The following is a 16,376-nucleotide window of genomic DNA, read 5'->3' as shown; positions in this document are numbered from 1 at the left end:
AATAAGATTAGGTTTAACCCCTTGTTTTCATTCTTTAATTTGTAAGGCTTCTAATTGTTGCAAACGCTGTTGTAATTGCTGATATTGCGTACCCACATAAGCACTTGAACGCAACACCGCTAAGCCTTGTACATATTCCAAAATATCGGCAGAGCATTGTTGTTCTGTATCACTTAATGCTTTCATCTCGCCCGTATAATGCGTGCTATACCACCGATATAAGGGCAGTAGCAATGCCAGCGTGAGCATGAACAACAAACCCATTCGCCAATCAAAATAAAGCGTTATCAAGGCGACCGTTATCGGCGTAATTAACGCTTGACTAATCAGATTGGCAACAGTGATCAGATACTGCAAATTTTCATCAACACTACCCAGTAAATTGGCTTGAATTTCGCCAGTGCGTTTATCTTGTAATTGTGCCAGTGGGATTAGGCGTAACTGTTCGCCTAATTGAGTGCGTAGTTGATGGGTGCTTTCAATCATATGGCCTTGATAATCAAAGCCTAATGCCCACCAATGCAAGCCTAAGCTCAGCAAAGCTAACAAGGTAATCGCGATTAAATAAGCTAAAGCCTGCCCCCAATTTGCTTGCGGTATCAAGGTTTGCAACAATGGCAGTAATAGACCTAAGGCAATACCTTGCAAAATTGCCACCAGCAGTAAAGCGAGCAAACTCTGCTTTAAGCGTTGAGCTTGACTGCCGGCACTGCATAGCAACTGTTGCCAAATTAATCGCAAAGGGGGGATGTTGGTATTATGTTTATCCATGATTTTCCCCCGTAATAAGCCAATTTTCCACTTGCTGTTGTTGCTGCCATAAATGGGCATAAATACCATGTTGCGCCAGTAAATCTTGATGCTGCCCTTGTTCTTTCAGGTAGCCTTTTTCAAACACTAAAATCTGATCCGCCGTACAAATACTGTTTAAACGATGAGCAATCATTAACACCGTTTTGCCTTTAATTAACGCGGACAAGGCTTGTGCCAAGGCGATTTCATTATTGGGATCGGTAAACGCCGTGGCTTCATCTAAAATTAAAATGGGCTTATTTTGCAAAATAGCACGAGCGATAGTAATGCGTTGGCGTTGTCCACCTGATAAAAACGCCCCACGTTCACCCACTGGCGTCGCATAAGCTTGCGGTAGTTGCATAATAAATGAGTGGGCTTGAGCGGCTTTGGCTGCCTGCATAATCTCTTGTTCAGACACATTCGGCATACCTAAGCGAATATTGTCGGCAATGCTGCCTGAAAAGAGAAAATTATCTTGCAACACAAATGCCACTTGCTGCATTAAGGTTTCTTGGCTCAGATGACGTACATCAACACCACCAATGCGAATTGAACCTGATGTTACGTCCCAAAAACGGGGAATTAATTTGGCAACAGTACTTTTACCCGCTCCCGATGCACCAACAATCGCCGTAATACCATTAGGTTTTAAAGTAAAACTCACTTGCTGTAAAACCAAAGGGCTGTGTTGCTGATAGCGAAAATCCACCTGATCAAATACCACGCTATTGTCTTGTGGATATTTTGGTTGTGTTGTCATTGGCAATATAGGTTCAGCTAGCACTTCTTGAATACGTTTTACACTCATCTCGGTTTTACCGATTAAATGTTTTAACGACGATAAAGGAAGCAAAGATTCCGTCATTCCTGCACTAATTAACAACACCATCAGATAATGATGCAAGTTTAAACTTTCTTGATTAAGCAGCCAAACACCTAGCCACAATAAAGTGGTTAAGGTGGGTAAAGGGCTCACTATCAGTTGTGCCAGTCTTGCCAAAATTCCCGTACGCCGATACCAATGCAACACCACTTGTTTATAGCGGTTTAAAGCATGTTGATAACGTTCAAAAGATTTTTCCGCTGTACTAAATGAACGCACCACAGGCATGGCTTGCACATATTCCACCACTGCTTTGGATACATTTTCACTCGCTTGATTGTATTGTTGCATCAAGGCTTGACTGCTTGAAAAAGCATTAAACACCAACCACAAGCCCAAACATAACACTGCTACGGTTGCCAAACTAAGTCGCCAATCCAGCCACCACAACAACATAAAGGTTAAAACAGGAGAAACATAGGCTCGTGCATACAGTGGGGTGCTGTCTGCCACAAAAATATGCAAGGCTTTGACATCTTGCATTAAAATTTTTGCTAGACTGCCAGAACCCATGTTTTCCACATAACCTAACGGCACTTTTGCCAAGTGTTCGGCTAATTGCTTGCGTAAGTGGTTTTCTAAACGAAAAGAAGCGTAATGGGATTGGTTAAACGCCGTTATCCGTAAAACATAAGCACACACTGTGCTTAATAAGGCAATACTTAACAAGGCATAAGGCATTTGCTCAGGGTGAGATAACAAGGCTTGCACAGACCACGCCAAACTTGCTAATACCAATAAATTGGCGAACACAGCCAAACCCGCTAAAAAAATAGCCAAGTAAATTTGTTTTTTCACAGGGTTAAGAATTGACCACATGGCACTCACCATATCAAATGCGAATTATTTGTGTTAAGATAAAGCGAATTGTGGCGAGAAATACAAACGCTGACTAACAGTTTTCAGACAAAACTTGATGTTTTCAGGAAAAAATTATGCACCATCTTAATAAACCATTGCTGTTACAGCCAACCAAGCTGCCTGAACACATTTTGCAAGCTATTCCACAAGATTGGCAGCAGAGCTTAAACATTTATTCCCCTTGTCGCGATCTTACTTTGCATAGCGTCAATGCTTCATCTCGCCATCCGTGGTTATTTCAATCTGAAGGTGAAGCAGCCTTGAATTTATGTTTTTTATTAGCAGGCGAAATGCGAACAGGATTTCATGATGGGGGAACTTACCATGTAAACGCTGGCTCAGCAGTGTTCATGCTCAGTAATCAACATACCCAAGGTTGGAATGAATTTGTTAGCCAGCAAAACCATGATTTTCGTATGTTAAATATCCATATTCCTAAATCTGCGATTGAGAGCTTAATCGGGGTAGAGATGAGCCTATTACGCCAGCAAAGTCACACTATTTTCGGTCATTCAGGCGAGCAACAACATCTTGATGCCTTGATGACTTGCGTCCCCATTTCCCTATCGTTACAAAGTAGAATTAGCGAATTATTGACATCTTTTCAGCAAACAGCACCACATCAAGTGATTGGAAATTTATATTGTCGAGCCAAGATTTTGGAATTGATCGCCTTGTTTTTACAAGAAAATATTTGCCAACAAACAATTAGCTTACCTGTTCCCTGCGATCGTAAACGTCTGATGCAAGCCCGTTATTTATTAGAGAAAGAATACGCTCAAGATTGGTGTGTTGCCGATTTAGCGGCAAGGGTTGGTTTAAATGAAAAACGCTTACAAACAGGCTTTAAAGCCTTGTATGGCAAATCGGTTTATGCCTTTTTAATCCACACACGCATTCAGGCCGCCGTCATCTTGCTACAACAAGGCGTATCGGTAACCGATACTGCCACAATGGTTGGTTTTTCCCATTTAAGTCATTTTAGCCGTGTATTTCGTGAACATATTGGCGTATCGCCTAAGCAACTCGTTTAGTTTGATAAATAATTGCCCCAATTGCCACAACTACCGAAACCGCTGCTAAACCAAAACAAGCGGTGTAACCCAAATATTGAGCCAAACTACCTGCCAACAAGCCTGCTAACACGGCTAATAATGCATCGGCACTTTGAAACAAAGTAAAATCCACACCTGATTGCAAAGGTGAAGCCACACTCATCAACACCGAATATAACGCTACCCAAAGCACGCTAAACACAGCAAACATCAAGCTAATTAAAAACATTAAAATGCTTAAAGACACCGAATCAGCCAATAAAGTTAAAGCAAACAGCACAACCAATTCAATCGCTAAGGCAATGATCACCGCTTGCCAAGATGGTTTTGTCTGCACCAATATTCCACCCAATATTGCACCCATAAAACCGACTGTTATATTTAGTGAACCAAACAACCAACCCACATCAGACAAACTCGCCCCTTTATCAATCAAAAAAGGACCAAACATACCCAAGGTCAAACGAATGCCTACGCTTGATAATAACATCAATACCAAACTTATCCGTATTGTCGCACGAGACCAAGCATATTTCAGACTAGGGCGATGAGTTAGAATAGCCGTAGATGAACGTGGCGGTTCTCGCAACAAAAACATCGGTACACTCAACAATAAAATAATCAATGCCAACAATAAAAACGCCGTCGCCAAATCCCAATGCACACAAATCAATAAAAAACCGCCACTACCTAACATCGCACCAAGATAACTACTGCCTACTTGTGCCGTATTACCCCAACCACGTTGCTGCTCAGCAAGTTGCTCAACAGTAAAGCCATCACTAGCAATATCTGTTGTCGCCGCTACCAAAGCGGTAAACAGTAAAATCGTCAAAAAAACCACCGCACTTTGCGATAATTCCAATATTCCCCACCAGACTAATAAACTTATCAACAAAAATAAGCTAACAATCAACCATTGTCCTGTCAGAATCAAACCACGAGATCGTCGTATCAGCTGGTTTTCAGGTAACCGCCAACGTTCCATCAACGGTGACCACAGAAAACGCAATCCCCAAGGAATCCACAATAAAGCCGTCAACCCAATAAATTGTAACGATACCCCTGCATCACGCCATAACGTTGGCAAGGCTTGTGTGGTAAGTGAAGTAATAATAGTTTGTGTCGTATAAATACCCACAATCGCCAGTAAAACTTGTTTGACGCTTAATACTGTAAAATGATGATTGGACATAATGCAGATTATCCTGTTGTTTGATAACCCAAGCATTATTGAAATAAGACGAGCAAATGACTAGCATTTTTGCGACAAAATTTGATGTTTTAAGGAAAAAATCTCTGCTAAATTAAAATATAACGAGATAACAACGTATTATCCGATAAAACGAAATTGGAAATTACTGAATTAAAATCCTATGTAAATCAACACTTAAATGAGTAAAAACTCCCTTTCCAACACCAACGCAATACCATCTTCATTGTTGCTGGCTGTTACCCGTTTTGCCACTTGTTTAATTTCATCAGGTGCATTATCCATTGCGACACTTAAGCCTGCATATTGCAACATATCCAAATCATTAAAATTATCGCCAAAAGCAATCACTTGCTCGGCATTGATGTTCAATAATTTTTCCATAAATTGAATAGCTTTGGCTTTGGTGGCAGCTTTATTCATAATTTCAAGGTATTCAGGTTTAGAGCGGTGAATACTCAAGTGCGGTAGATTTTGTTTGAGTTTTTGTTCTAATTGTTGAATATTAGTGGCATTACCCATCACTAAAATTTTATGCACGTCTGTTAAATCTGTTGGCACAATTTGAGCCTGTAAGCCGGTGATTTGGCTTTCTTGTAACGTCCAAAGATTACTTAAATCGTTGCTAAACCAGTTTAACCCAGCATAATGATTAATAGATAAATCGGCGTAATCCGCTAAAATTTGATTAAGCAAAGTAAGATCATTTTGCTCAATAAGCACACTATAAAGTGCGGTTAAATTTTTATCTAAAATTAATGCGCCACTATAACAAATCATCCCTTGCTGAGTTTGTAATTGCTCAGTGTAAGGCGTAATCGCATAAGGTGGTCGGGCAGAAACCGGAATAAACGGAATGCCTTGTTTGACAATGGCTTTAATTGCCTGTTCGGTGCGTGGGGTAATTTGATGTTGGCTATTTAATAATGTGCCATCAATATCGCTGAATACGGCTTGGTATAACATAAGTATTCCTTTTATTTTTAATTCATTTTTTGATATAAACGATAACAAACCTGACCGGTGATTTTTTGTTTCAATAAAACCCAATTTTCAGGAATATTTAACGGTTTATCTTTTTCTGTTTCTATATAGATTAGTGCGTCTTGTTCTAGCCAATTATTTTGTGCTAATAATGCTATGGTTTGTTCAACCAACCCAAAATGAAACGGTGGATCAAGAAAAATCACATCAAAGCGCGGTGTTTTTTGCGCTTTTTTTAACCATTCAAGGCTATTTTGATTAATTACATCTGCTTGTTTTTCATCACATTTTAAACTAATTAAATTCTGTTTTAATTGATTAATTACAGTTTTATCTAATTCCACAAATGTTACCTGTTTTGCTCCCCTTGATAGACTTTCAAAACCAAGTGAACCACTGCCAGCAAAACAATCTAAACAACAACTATCCTCAATATAAGGCATTAACCAATTAAACAGCGTTTCTTTCACTCGATCCCCTGTGGGGCGTAAGCCTTGTGAATTTAATACTGGCAATTTTCGCCCTCGCCAACGACCGGCAATAATGCGAACTTCGCCTTTTGTTTGTTGAGAGGTAGGTTTTGTATATTTTTTCATACAGATATAGATAAAAAATGATAAACTATGCGAATTTCCTAGCATTTTAACAGATATTGAGAGAATTTATGACAGATGAGAAAAAAAAAGGCGGTTTTTGGTCATGGTTGGGTTTAGGTAAAAAACAGCAGGAAAATGCTGATGAACAACAACAAGAAACTGTAGAAATTATTGAGCAAACAAGTGGCAACAAATCTGAAAATATCGTTGATATTATTGAAGAAAAAATTGAAGCCGTGAACGAAAAAATTGATCAAAGCATTGAACAAGTTAGTGACACCCTAAGCGAAGATATGCTTGATGTGGTGGAAAACTTTGTTCAATCAGAAACAACGTTGATTTCTGAACAAAATGAAACCGTACTTGAACCAGTGAAAACCGAGCAGATTGTAGCAGAAATTTCTGTTCAAAAGGAAGATGTCAAAAAAACTGCGGTGGAAATTGAACCTGTTTCTGAAATAGTGAATGATGAAATTCTCAAACAAGAAACGACAAAAGAAAAATTTGTTGAACCAGCTATTGCCGAACTATCTATTACCCAAGAAAAACCCACTGAAGGCGGATTTTTTAGCCGTTTAATTAAGGGTTTAGTCAAAACCAAACAAAATATAGGATCAGGTTTTCGCGCTTTCTTTTTAGGAAAGAAAATTGACGATGAACTGTTTGAAGAACTAGAAGAACAGCTATTAATCGCTGATATTGGCGTACCGACTACCAGTAAAATTATTAAAAATTTAGAATTACACGCCTCTCGTCAACAGTTAAAAAATGCAGATTTACTCTATCAACAATTAAAACAAGAAATGGCGGAGATTCTTAATCCTGTGGCGCAACCTTTGCACATTGACGAAGCCAAAAAACCTTATGTGATTTTAATGGTGGGGGTAAACGGAGTGGGAAAAACCACGACCATTGGTAAACTCGCTCGTCAGTTCCAACAACAAGGCAAATCGGTGATGTTAGCCGCAGGTGATACATTCCGTGCCGCAGCTGTCGAACAGTTACAAGTGTGGGGCGAACGTAATCATATTCCTGTGGTGGCTCAAAGCACGGGGTCTGATTCAGCATCAGTGATTTTTGATGCCATGCAATCAGCGGCAGCGAAAAATATTGATATTCTGATTGCAGACACCGCTGGACGGTTGCAAAATAAAAATAATTTGATGGACGAGTTGAAAAAAATCGTGCGAGTGATGAAAAAATATGACGAAACCGCACCACATGAAATTATGCTGACACTTGATGCTGGCACCGGTCAGAATGCCATTAGTCAGGCAAAATTGTTTAATGAAGCTGTGGGATTGACCGGCATTTGCTTAACCAAATTAGATGGTACTGCCAAAGGTGGCGTAATTTTTGCTATTGCCGATCAATTTAATTTGCCGATTCGCTATATTGGTGTCGGTGAAAAAATTGAAGATTTACGGACGTTTAATGCCAATGAATTTATTGATGCGTTATTTAGCCATGAAGAATAGTTACCCATCAAATAGGTACAAGAAGATTAATCGGAAAGGATAAAAAATGATACATTTTCAAAATGTCAGCAAAGCCTATTTAGGCAGTAAACAACCTGCTTTGCAAGGGCTTAACTTTCATTTACCTGTAGGTAGTATGACCTATTTAACCGGGCATTCAGGGGCTGGTAAAAGTACCTTGTTAAAACTTATTATGGGAATGGAACGAGCTAACGGTGGACAAATTTGGTTTAATGGACACGACATCACTCGCCTGTCTGCCTATGAATTGCCATTTTTACGCCGTCAAATTGGTATGGTGCATCAAGATTATCGTCTTTTGCCCGATCGTTCTATTGTGGATAATGTAGCTTTACCATTAATTATTGCAGGCATGCACCCCAAAACTGCCCGAGAACGAGCGTTAGCCATGTTAGACGTAGTAGGACTTTATAATCGTGCAGCTCATCAGCCATTACATTTGTCAGGTGGTGAACAACAGCGTGTGGATATTGCCCGCGCAGTGATACATAAACCGCAATTATTATTAGCTGATGAGCCAACAGGTAATCTCGACAACGCGCTTTCTTTTGATATTTTTAGCTTATTTGAAGAATTTAATCGCATGGGTATGACGGTGTTAATTGCGACCCATAATATTGGCTTAATTCAACAAAAACCAAAACCTTGCCTTGTATTAGAACAAGGTTATTTGCGTTAAAGTTCGGTGAAAAATTCCGTAGCAATTTCAACGTTGCATAGCAACGGGGGCAATGCCTCAGAGTAAAAAAGGAAATTTTATGAGTTCAATACAAAAAGCTCCGTTTTGGGTGCAAATGAATTATGTTTTACGCAATGTGTGGGCGGATCTCTGCTTGAGAAAATACGGCACATTATTGACGATTTTGGTGATAGCTGTGTCATTAACTATTCCTACGGTGAGTTTTTTACTTTGGAAAAACACCCACTTAGCCACCACTAAATTCTATCCTGAAACAGAATTAACCGTCTATTTACATAAAAACCTGAATGCTGATGATGCCAATAAGGTGGTGGAAAAAATCCGTGAACAAAATGGCGTGCAAAGCCTTAATTATATGTCACGTCAGGAAAGCTTAAAAGAGTTTAAAGCGTGGTCAGGGTTTAATGAAGAATTGGATATTTTGGACGATAATCCATTACCTGCGGTAGTGATGATTCACCCAACGGCTGAATTTCAAGGTTCCGAAAAACGTCAGGATTTGCATAATAATCTGATGAAAATCAAAGGGATAGAAGAAGTCAGAATGGATAATGACTGGCTGGAAAAGCTGACCGCAATTACTTGGCTGATTGCTCATGTGGCTATTTTTAGTGCAGTATTGATGACATTAGCGGTATTTTTAGTGATCGGTAACAGTATTCGTTCCGATGTATATAGTAGCAAAGCGAATATTCAAGTCATGAAACTACTCGGTGCCACCGATCAATTTGTACTACGCCCTTTCCTTTATACAGGTATTATCTACGGCTTTTTAGGCGCATTAGTCGCTTGTATTTTCAGTAGCTTTGTGATTGGTTATTTCACCAGTGCAGTGCGTTATGTGACGGATATTTTTGCTGTGCAATTTGAGCTAAACGGTTTAGGCTTGGCAGAATTTGCGTTCTTGTTGATTATTTGCTCGATTGTGGGTTATGCATCGGCGTGGATTGCGGCAACACGGCATATAAAAATGCTCGGGAAATAATAAAAAACAAGCCGATGTTCCGTTTCTGTGTTGATGATATTTGAGATGTCATTGTAGGGGCGTATTGCATACGCCCTAACCCAAAGCAAAAATGCTTTAAAATTTAGGTGTACATTAAAGGGCGTATGCAATACGCCCCTACAATATCAATACAAAATAGAAACATTGCCAAAAATAACCCTACAGAGTGTTAATCACTCGGTAGGGTTATCCCCTTAATTTCCCCCATTAAAAAATCAATAACGCATTTTGTTTTGGTAGTCAATAGCCTTGTGGTGGTCACCGCATACACCGGAATTGGTTTGCTGTGCCAATCAGGTATGATTTGTACTAATTCCCCATTTTTAACATAGTGACGACAAATTAATTCAGGTAACAACGCAATCCCGACCTCTTCAGCTGCAAGACGAGCTATCATGCCCGAACTGTTAGTGATAATCGGATTTTGAATATGGACTTTTTGCTCATTTTTACCGCTAAAAACCGTCCAACAATAAGGATAAAGGGGTTTGAGCCATAAACATTGATGTTGCAAAAGTTGCATTAAATCAGTCGGAGTACCTTGTCTTGCAAGATATTTAGGGGAAGTATAAAAATAACAAGAAGATTTATATAATAATCGGCTAATTAAGCTTAGAATTAGGCAGATTACCCATTCTGATAACCACATTTTGTCCCCGATCCATCACGTCAAATTCATTGGCGTTAATGTCTAATTCTAGTTTTAACAAGAGATATTATTGCGTAAATTCGCGGTAATAAAGGGCAATCAATAAAAAATCGGTATCTGCGATGGCAGAGAGATATAATGTACCACGGGGCTTGGCTTATACAGAAACCTTTACCAAAGAATATATGGAAATTACCAATCAACCGACCGATGCAGGATTACGTCCAAATGGCTGGCAAGGTTCAATCAACGGCTATCACTCCACGGCGTTTGCCTTTATGCCGATTTTTGTGTATACGGTGAATTTTTATTAGAACGACCAGAAAGTGATCATTTAGAACAATATCGGGGTTATAATTATACTCGTTAAGGGGATAAAAAATGACACAAACCAATACAATTAGCTCTAAATTACTACTCTCCATTTTTGCCACAGGCATAATGGCATTTTCGGGCATTGTGAGTGAAACCGCAATGAATGTGACATTCCCAACGTTAATGAAAGAATTTGATGTGGGAACTTCTACGGTACAATGGCTCACCACTGGGTATTTATTAATGCTCGCGTTAGTCGTGCCGTTATCGTCTTTTTTAAAAAAACGGTTTAGTGCCAAAGATCTGTTTCTCTTTGCTATTGCCTTGTTTATCGGGGCAACTATTTATGCAGGATTGAGTACACAATTTGCTTATTTATTAATCGCACGGTTAATTCAAGGTGGGGCGACAGGCATTGCCTTGCCGTTGATGTTTAACATTATTATCACCCAAGCCCCCAAACAAAAAATAGGCATGTTAATGGGTATTGCTACCTTAATTGTGGCAATGGCACCGGCGGTTGGTCCGGTTTTGGGCGGTGTAGTAATTGATTTTTATGGCTGGCGAATGGTGTTTTTCTTGCTGTTACCATTGCTGTTTTTAGCGTTAGCGGCAGGCATTTTTGCGATTAGCCCCACCAATTCGCCTGAAAAAGTGCGGTTTGATTTTATCGGTTATTTTTTGCTTGCGGTTTCTTTTGCTAGTTTTATTTTTGCCACCGAAAAAACCGCTCATTATGGCTGGTTCGATCCGCTTGTGCTTGGCTTGCTGGTGTTGAGTTTGGTTGCGTTAAGTGGTTTTGTGCTCAAAGCCAAACAAGGCAAAAATCCGTTAATTCATCTTGCCGTTTTCCAGTATAAACCTTTTGTATTAAGTTTATTGTTTATTTTATCTATTCAATTTAACGTGTTGGCATTAGGGTATTTAATTCCAAATTATGCACAAATTGCCACCCATTCCAGTGCCTTTATTGCCGGATTTTTATTATTACCCGGCTGTTTAGTTGGGGCATTTATTGCACCCTTTAGCGGGAAATTATTAGATAGAATAGGGGTGATTAACACTTTACAACAGTTAGCTGGGGCGACAGGTACATCAGTTGTCGCCAGCATTGTAGCGAATCAACAGCAAAAAATAGATTTAACCCAAGGTACCATGCTCGGTTCACAGCAAGCCTTTATTTTGTTGATGTTATTCAGCGTGTTTGGTTTATTTTGTGCGGTGAAAACCTTTCAAATTCAGAAAAAATAATATTTAACGCTAAATTTAGGATTTTTTTTAGAAAAACACTTGATTTTATCAGGCTTATCTGTAATTTTATAAACTTCAAACACAACATAACTTAAAGGAAATGCAAATATGAAAAATGTCGGTTTTATCGGTTGGCGTGGTATGGTTGGCTCGGTATTAATGGATCGTATGGTTCAGGAAAACGATTTTGCCAATCTTAACCCTGTGTTCTTCACCACTTCCCAAGCAGGGCAAAAAGCCCCTGTGTTTGCGGGTAAAGATGCAGGTGAATTGAAAAATGCCTTTGATATTGATGAACTTAAAAAATTAGATATTATCGTCACCTGTCAAGGCGGTGATTACACCAATGAAGTCTATCCAAAATTAAAAGCCACCGGTTGGGACGGTTACTGGGTGGATGCAGCATCTGCATTACGTATGCAAGATGATGCGATTATCGTATTAGACCCTGTGAACCAACATGTCATCACTGACGGCTTGAAAAAAGGCATTAAAACTTTCGTGGGCGGTAACTGTACCGTAAGCCTAATGTTAATGGCGATTGGTGGCTTGTTTGAAAAAGATTTAGTGGAATGGATTTCGGTCGCCACCTATCAAGCCGCTTCTGGTGCCGGGGCGAAAAATATGCGTGAGTTGCTTGTACAAATGGGTCAATTAGAAGACAGCGTGAAAGCCGAACTTGCCGATCCTGCTTCCTCTATTTTAGACATTGAACGTAAAGTGACCGCGAAAATGCGCGCAGACGATTTTCCAACAGACAACTTTGGGGCAGCCTTGGGCGGTAGCTTAATTCCATGGATTGACAAACTGTTACCAGAAACAGGACAAACCAAGGAAGAATGGAAAGGTTATGCAGAAACCAATAAAATTTTAGGCTTAAGCGACAACCCAATTCCTGTGGACGGTTTATGCGTGCGTATCGGGGCATTGCGTTGCCACAGCCAAGCGTTCACCATTAAACTGAAAAAAGACTTGCCATTAAGCGAAATTGAGCAAATTTTAGCAAGCCATAATGAATGGGTGAAAGTCATTCCAAACGACAAAGAAACCACCTTGCGTGAATTAACCCCTGCGAAAGTGACAGGTACATTAAGCGTGCCAGTAGGGCGTTTGCGTAAACTTGCCATGGGCCCTGAATATTTGGCGGCATTCACCGTGGGCGACCAATTATTATGGGGTGCAGCAGAGCCTGTACGCCGTATTTTGAAACAGTTGGTTTAATATGATTACTTTTGGGGCGATATTCGCCCCCACGTGTTTATAAAAACTATGCAAAGAGAACCCCATTTTTGTCAATTTGCGTTAACTGAACTTTATCCTTTTGCTCAACAATTTCCGATTCAATATATTGCTGGAAAAAGACATTGTCAGCTAGCCTATCGTCATTTTACCCACCAAAATCCAGCCCAACGAAAACTGATTATTCTCGTCAATGGACGGGCTGAAAGTATTTTAAAATGGACAGAACTCGCTTATGACTTTTATCATCAAGGTTATGATGTGCTATTATTTGATCACCGAGGACAAGGTTACTCACAGCGTTTATTAAAAGATCCTGACAAAGGGCATTTAGATGAATTTCGTTTTTACAGCGATGATATGGCAAAAATTATCGAAAAAAGCACCGCACTTTATGATTATCAAAGCCAACATATTGTAGCTCATTCTTTAGGCTGCTTAATCTCAAGTTATTATTTAGCTAACTATGATCACCATATAAAAAGTGCGGTTTTTTCTTCGCCTTTCTTTGCTATTGCGTTAAAAAACCCGTTACGTGATGAAATATTATTAAATCTAATGATGGTGCTAGGATTTGGCGAACGTTATGTATTTGGTAAAACCGTTTATCAACCTGCTGATTTGAGAAATAATGAATTAAGTTTTTGTAAAACTCGTATGAAATGGATGAACCGTATTAACCGGAAATTTAAACAAATTCATCTCGGTGGACCCACTTTCCGTTGGGTACATTTATGTTTACAAGCGATTAAACGCTTACCTAAAATTTTGCCGCGTATTGAAATTCCGGTTTTAGTACTACAAGCGGAAAAAGAAAAAATTGTGGACAATAAAAATATCGCTAAATTCATCACACTTTTACCGCAAGGCAAATTAGTGAAAATTGAGCGAGCAAAACATGAAATTTTATTTGAATGTGATGATATTAGAAATACGGCGTTAAATCGTATTTATTCCTTTGTTAATTGTTCTACTAAATAAATCGCTTATTGCAAAAATTGTGGAATACCCTCTACCACATTTAATGCGACATCTTCATCATAAGTATGACTTGTTCTTAAACGCATCTCTATAGGTTTTCCAATCTTTCCACTCACCAAGTAATAACCCTTTTTCATTACCTGAGCGAATAAGATCCTGAAAAGACATACTGTCATATTGCTCAGGATTTGGAGATATTTGGGCTAAATAACGTTTGAGCATTTTGTGACTTAATTCATAAGTAAATTCAAAACGTTGGATTAAACCATCACGAATTTGAATATCGCTGATGTCGGTTTGATAACGAATTAAACCTTCTTTTAGTCGTTCAATTGCATTTATTAATGGACTAAAATCCAATTTAACGATTTCATTTTCATCATTCATATAAGCCTACTTAATGTAAATTTTCCCCGTCGGATTTATCCAATTTTGCCACTATAAAAAATAAAATAACACCAAAAATAGAACTGGTTAAAAAGGTATAACTAAATGCTTGTTGTAACATTTCTGGCGCGACAAAACTGCGGTAAAAATTTAATGCAATAGCAGAAACTGCAATACCTAAACCAATACCGACTTGTTGAATCACACTTAACATGGTTGAACCTGCACTAGCATTATGGTGATCTAATTCTGAAACCGTTAACGTATTCACCGATGTAAACATAATAGATAAAATCATGCCATAAATGAATAATAAGCTAATATAAGCCCATAATGGAGTATTGATGGTTAAAAGGCACATTAAACCAACGGCAACCGCCATACATAAAGAATTGATCATTAATAATTTGCGGTAGCCTAGCCATTTTAATAAAGGGCGAATAAATGGCTTGCTAATTAATGAGCTAATAGCAATGGGGGTCACCATATAACCGGCGTAATCCGCACTGTATTGAAAAGAGACTTGCAACATTAATGGTAACAAAAATGGGATACCTGAACCGCATAGACGAATAAATAAATTTGACCATGAGCCGAGATTATAGGTACGAACTTGAAATAAACTTAATGGAATTAACACTTCACTTTTGCCTTTAGCATAAAAATAATAAGCCAATAAAAATAAGCACCCCACACCTAAAACACTACTCGCTTGCCATTTTTCCACAAAAGTTTCACTGATTAAATCCAATCCTAACGTAACACAAACTAAACCGCTTGCAAATAACAAAAACCCTTGCCAATCAAATTTACTTAATTGATTTTTGACATTAGGCATAAAAAAGCTAGAAAGTAAAATTCCCACTAAACCAATAGGAATATTAATCAAAAAAATCCAGTGCCAAGAAGCGTAAGTTACCAACCAACCGCCTAAAATAGGACCTATAATCGGACCAGTTAATCCTGCCATAGCCATTAAATTCCAAATTGGCAATAGCTCATTTTTAGGTACTGTACGAATAATCGCAAGACGAGCCACAGGCATCATCATGGCACCGCCAAAGCCTTGTAAAATACGAGAAAAAATCAGCATTTCTAAGGACATTGAGAAAGCACAACTGACCGATCCCAATACAAACATTGTTACTGCAAAGCGAAAAATATTCAAGGTACCGTATTTATCCGCTAACCAACCGCTGATAGGAATAAATAATGCCACCGTCAAGGCATAACTAATTACCGCTAATTGCATTTGTAATGGTGATTGATGTAAGTCTGTAGCAATGGTGGGTAAAGCCGTATTGAGTATGGTGGTATCCAAGGCTTGCATAAAAAAAGCGGTGGCAGCAATCCAAGCGAGTGATCGAGGTGAAACAGCCTTTTCCATTTTAATCTTTCCGTAAATAATGCCAAATAAATTCGGCTATTTGATCAATATTATTAATGTCTAACTGTGGTTTATCGATTTCAATCGGATAATCCGTAGCAACGGCTATAACCTGTTGATCCTGTTCTGCTAAAGGCTTAATCATCTCTTTTCTATGCAGTAGAATTTTAGGGATAGCTTCTTGTTTAAAACCTTCAATTAACACTAAATCTGTTAATTGCGGATCAAATTGTTGTACTAAATAATCAAAACAGACTGGTTCAATGGTTTCAGTCATTAACGCCCAACGTTGATCACAAGCTATAATCACCTGACTGGCTCCCGCTTCTTTCATTCGCCAACTATCTTTCCCCGGTTTATCCACTTGAGCATTATGGTGACTATGCTTAATCACCGCCACTTTCAAACCAAGTGCGGTTAATTTTGGCAATAATTTTTCTAATAACGTGGTTTTACCACTGCCGCTATAACCTGTTATACCAAGAAAGGGAATCATTTTTTTCTATTACCTATTGTTTATATCGTTGCTTTTATATTTTCATATTACATTTAATGTATTATAGTTTAGTTCACCA

Annotated in this window: 16 protein-coding genes and 1 pseudogene; 8 read left to right on the top strand and 9 right to left on the bottom strand. The window is 38.8% G+C overall.

Going from position 1 to position 16,376, the window contains the following annotated elements; all coding sequences use genetic code 11:
- Positions 1-27 precede the first annotated feature (27 nt).
- Together E0709_RS12365 and E0709_RS00965 are read right to left on the bottom strand one after the other, a co-directional pair.
- A complete protein-coding gene (locus tag E0709_RS12365; protein WP_207905203.1) occupies positions 28-771 on the bottom strand; it encodes an ABC transporter transmembrane domain-containing protein in 744 nt (247 codons plus the stop codon).
- Positions 764-2,497 carry an ABC transporter ATP-binding protein gene (locus E0709_RS00965; protein ID WP_207905202.1) on the bottom strand — a complete coding sequence of 578 codons (1,734 nt, stop codon included), beginning with the start codon at positions 2,495-2,497 and terminating at the stop codon, positions 764-766. Before E0709_RS00965 ends, E0709_RS12365 begins: the two co-directional genes overlap by 8 nt.
- A gap of 116 nt (positions 2,498-2,613) precedes the next feature.
- Here E0709_RS00965 and E0709_RS00960 point away from each other — a divergent pair, with 116 nt between their 5' ends.
- Positions 2,614-3,573 carry a helix-turn-helix transcriptional regulator gene (locus tag E0709_RS00960; protein ID WP_132299653.1) on the top strand — a complete coding sequence of 320 codons (960 nt, stop codon included), beginning with the start codon at positions 2,614-2,616 and terminating at the stop codon, positions 3,571-3,573.
- Here E0709_RS00960 and E0709_RS00955 read toward each other — a convergent pair.
- The 3 genes from E0709_RS00955 to rsmD form a co-directional block, all read right to left on the bottom strand.
- Positions 3,557-4,789: an MFS transporter gene (locus tag E0709_RS00955; RefSeq protein ID WP_165867189.1), complete on the bottom strand. Its 1,233-nt coding sequence runs from the start codon at positions 4,787-4,789 to the stop codon at positions 3,557-3,559. The two genes, E0709_RS00960 and E0709_RS00955, sit on opposite strands and share 17 nt — an antisense overlap.
- Positions 4,790-4,984: 195 nt before the next feature.
- A complete protein-coding gene (locus tag E0709_RS00950; protein WP_132299649.1) occupies positions 4,985-5,773 on the bottom strand; it encodes a Cof-type HAD-IIB family hydrolase in 789 nt (262 codons plus the stop codon).
- A gap of 17 nt (positions 5,774-5,790) precedes the next feature.
- The gene (gene rsmD, locus E0709_RS00945; protein WP_132299647.1) at positions 5,791-6,387 is read right to left on the bottom strand and encodes a 16S rRNA (guanine(966)-N(2))-methyltransferase RsmD; all 597 of its coding nucleotides are present in this window, start codon (positions 6,385-6,387) and stop codon (positions 5,791-5,793) included.
- Between the two features lie 68 nt (positions 6,388-6,455).
- On the opposite strand from rsmD, the gene ftsY reads away from it, so the two are divergent.
- From ftsY to ftsX, 3 genes are all read left to right on the top strand, one after another.
- Positions 6,456-7,865, top strand: a complete 1,410-nt coding sequence (ftsY, locus tag E0709_RS00940; RefSeq protein ID WP_132299645.1) for a signal recognition particle-docking protein FtsY — start codon at positions 6,456-6,458, stop codon at positions 7,863-7,865.
- Positions 7,866-7,911: 46 nt separating this feature from the next.
- Complete coding sequence (gene ftsE / locus E0709_RS00935) at positions 7,912-8,565, top strand: cell division ATP-binding protein FtsE (protein WP_132299643.1); 654 nt, start codon at positions 7,912-7,914, stop codon at positions 8,563-8,565.
- 79 nt (positions 8,566-8,644) lie between these two features.
- Positions 8,645-9,571 carry a permease-like cell division protein FtsX gene (gene ftsX / locus E0709_RS00930; protein WP_132299641.1) on the top strand — a complete coding sequence of 309 codons (927 nt, stop codon included), beginning with the start codon at positions 8,645-8,647 and terminating at the stop codon, positions 9,569-9,571.
- 190 nt (positions 9,572-9,761) lie between these two features.
- Here the strand turns inward: ftsX and E0709_RS00925 are convergent, their stop codons facing one another.
- Positions 9,762-10,241: a LysR substrate-binding domain-containing protein gene (locus tag E0709_RS00925; RefSeq protein WP_132299639.1), complete on the bottom strand. Its 480-nt coding sequence runs from the start codon at positions 10,239-10,241 to the stop codon at positions 9,762-9,764.
- A 122-nt stretch (positions 10,242-10,363) separates the two neighbouring features.
- Between E0709_RS00925 and E0709_RS00920 the strand changes: the two genes are divergently transcribed.
- The 4 genes from E0709_RS00920 (at position 10,364) to E0709_RS00905 (ending at position 14,027) form a co-directional block, all read left to right on the top strand.
- A complete protein-coding gene (locus tag E0709_RS00920; protein WP_132299637.1) occupies positions 10,364-10,555 on the top strand; it encodes a hypothetical protein in 192 nt (63 codons plus the stop codon).
- A 67-nt stretch (positions 10,556-10,622) separates the two neighbouring features.
- Complete coding sequence (locus tag E0709_RS00915; RefSeq protein WP_132299635.1) at positions 10,623-11,807, top strand: MFS transporter; 1,185 nt, start codon at positions 10,623-10,625, stop codon at positions 11,805-11,807.
- Positions 11,808-11,915: 108 nt separating this feature from the next.
- Positions 11,916-13,028 carry an aspartate-semialdehyde dehydrogenase gene (gene asd, locus E0709_RS00910; RefSeq protein ID WP_132299633.1) on the top strand — a complete coding sequence of 371 codons (1,113 nt, stop codon included), beginning with the start codon at positions 11,916-11,918 and terminating at the stop codon, positions 13,026-13,028.
- Between the two features lie 48 nt (positions 13,029-13,076).
- On the top strand, positions 13,077-14,027 hold the full coding sequence (locus E0709_RS00905; protein ID WP_132299631.1) for an alpha/beta fold hydrolase: 951 nt from the start codon (positions 13,077-13,079) through the stop codon (positions 14,025-14,027).
- A 5-nt stretch (positions 14,028-14,032) separates the two neighbouring features.
- Here the strand turns inward: E0709_RS00905 and E0709_RS00900 are convergent.
- The 3 genes and pseudogenes from E0709_RS00900 to mobB form a co-directional block, all read right to left on the bottom strand.
- Positions 14,033-14,414: pseudogene (locus E0709_RS00900) on the bottom strand (HI0074 family nucleotidyltransferase substrate-binding subunit).
- 10 nt (positions 14,415-14,424) lie between these two features.
- A complete protein-coding gene (locus tag E0709_RS00895; RefSeq protein ID WP_132299629.1) occupies positions 14,425-15,801 on the bottom strand; it encodes a DHA2 family efflux MFS transporter permease subunit in 1,377 nt (458 codons plus the stop codon).
- A gap of 1 nt (position 15,802) precedes the next feature.
- Positions 15,803-16,297 (bottom strand): molybdopterin-guanine dinucleotide biosynthesis protein B, encoded by a 495-nt coding sequence (gene mobB, locus E0709_RS00890; protein WP_132299627.1) that lies wholly within the window; start codon positions 16,295-16,297, stop codon positions 15,803-15,805.
- Positions 16,298-16,376: the final 79 nt, after the last annotated feature.

The sequence above is a fragment of the Lonepinella koalarum genome, from assembly GCF_004565475.1.
GTDB lineage: Bacteria > Pseudomonadota > Gammaproteobacteria > Enterobacterales > Pasteurellaceae > Lonepinella > Lonepinella koalarum.
This window is presented reverse-complemented; position numbering and strand designations above follow the sequence as displayed.

Excerpts from the sequence above, each read along its gene's own strand:
- E0709_RS00925 (WP_132299639.1), bottom strand. The coding sequence starts at position 10,241 with ATGTGGTTATCAGAATGGGTAATCTGCCTAATTCTAAGCTTAATTAGC.
- E0709_RS00960 (WP_132299653.1), top strand. The coding sequence starts at position 2,614 with ATGCACCATCTTAATAAACCATTGCTGTTACAGCCAACCAAGCTGCCT.
- E0709_RS12365 (WP_207905203.1), bottom strand. The coding sequence starts at position 771 with ATGGATAAACATAATACCAACATCCCCCCTTTGCGATTAATTTGGCAA.
- ftsY (WP_132299645.1), top strand. The coding sequence starts at position 6,456 with ATGACAGATGAGAAAAAAAAAGGCGGTTTTTGGTCATGGTTGGGTTTA.
- E0709_RS00905 (WP_132299631.1), top strand. The coding sequence starts at position 13,077 with ATGCAAAGAGAACCCCATTTTTGTCAATTTGCGTTAACTGAACTTTAT.
- E0709_RS00950 (WP_132299649.1), bottom strand. The coding sequence starts at position 5,773 with ATGTTATACCAAGCCGTATTCAGCGATATTGATGGCACATTATTAAAT.
- E0709_RS00895 (WP_132299629.1), bottom strand. The coding sequence starts at position 15,801 with ATGGAAAAGGCTGTTTCACCTCGATCACTCGCTTGGATTGCTGCCACC.
- E0709_RS00965 (WP_207905202.1), bottom strand. The coding sequence starts at position 2,497 with ATGTGGTCAATTCTTAACCCTGTGAAAAAACAAATTTACTTGGCTATT.
- rsmD (WP_132299647.1), bottom strand. The coding sequence starts at position 6,387 with ATGAAAAAATATACAAAACCTACCTCTCAACAAACAAAAGGCGAAGTT.
- asd (WP_132299633.1), top strand. The coding sequence starts at position 11,916 with ATGAAAAATGTCGGTTTTATCGGTTGGCGTGGTATGGTTGGCTCGGTA.
- mobB (WP_132299627.1), bottom strand. The coding sequence starts at position 16,297 with ATGATTCCCTTTCTTGGTATAACAGGTTATAGCGGCAGTGGTAAAACC.
- ftsX (WP_132299641.1), top strand. The coding sequence starts at position 8,645 with ATGAGTTCAATACAAAAAGCTCCGTTTTGGGTGCAAATGAATTATGTT.
- E0709_RS00955 (WP_165867189.1), bottom strand. The coding sequence starts at position 4,789 with ATGTCCAATCATCATTTTACAGTATTAAGCGTCAAACAAGTTTTACTG.
- E0709_RS00915 (WP_132299635.1), top strand. The coding sequence starts at position 10,623 with ATGACACAAACCAATACAATTAGCTCTAAATTACTACTCTCCATTTTT.
- E0709_RS00920 (WP_132299637.1), top strand. The coding sequence starts at position 10,364 with ATGGCAGAGAGATATAATGTACCACGGGGCTTGGCTTATACAGAAACC.
- ftsE (WP_132299643.1), top strand. The coding sequence starts at position 7,912 with ATGATACATTTTCAAAATGTCAGCAAAGCCTATTTAGGCAGTAAACAA.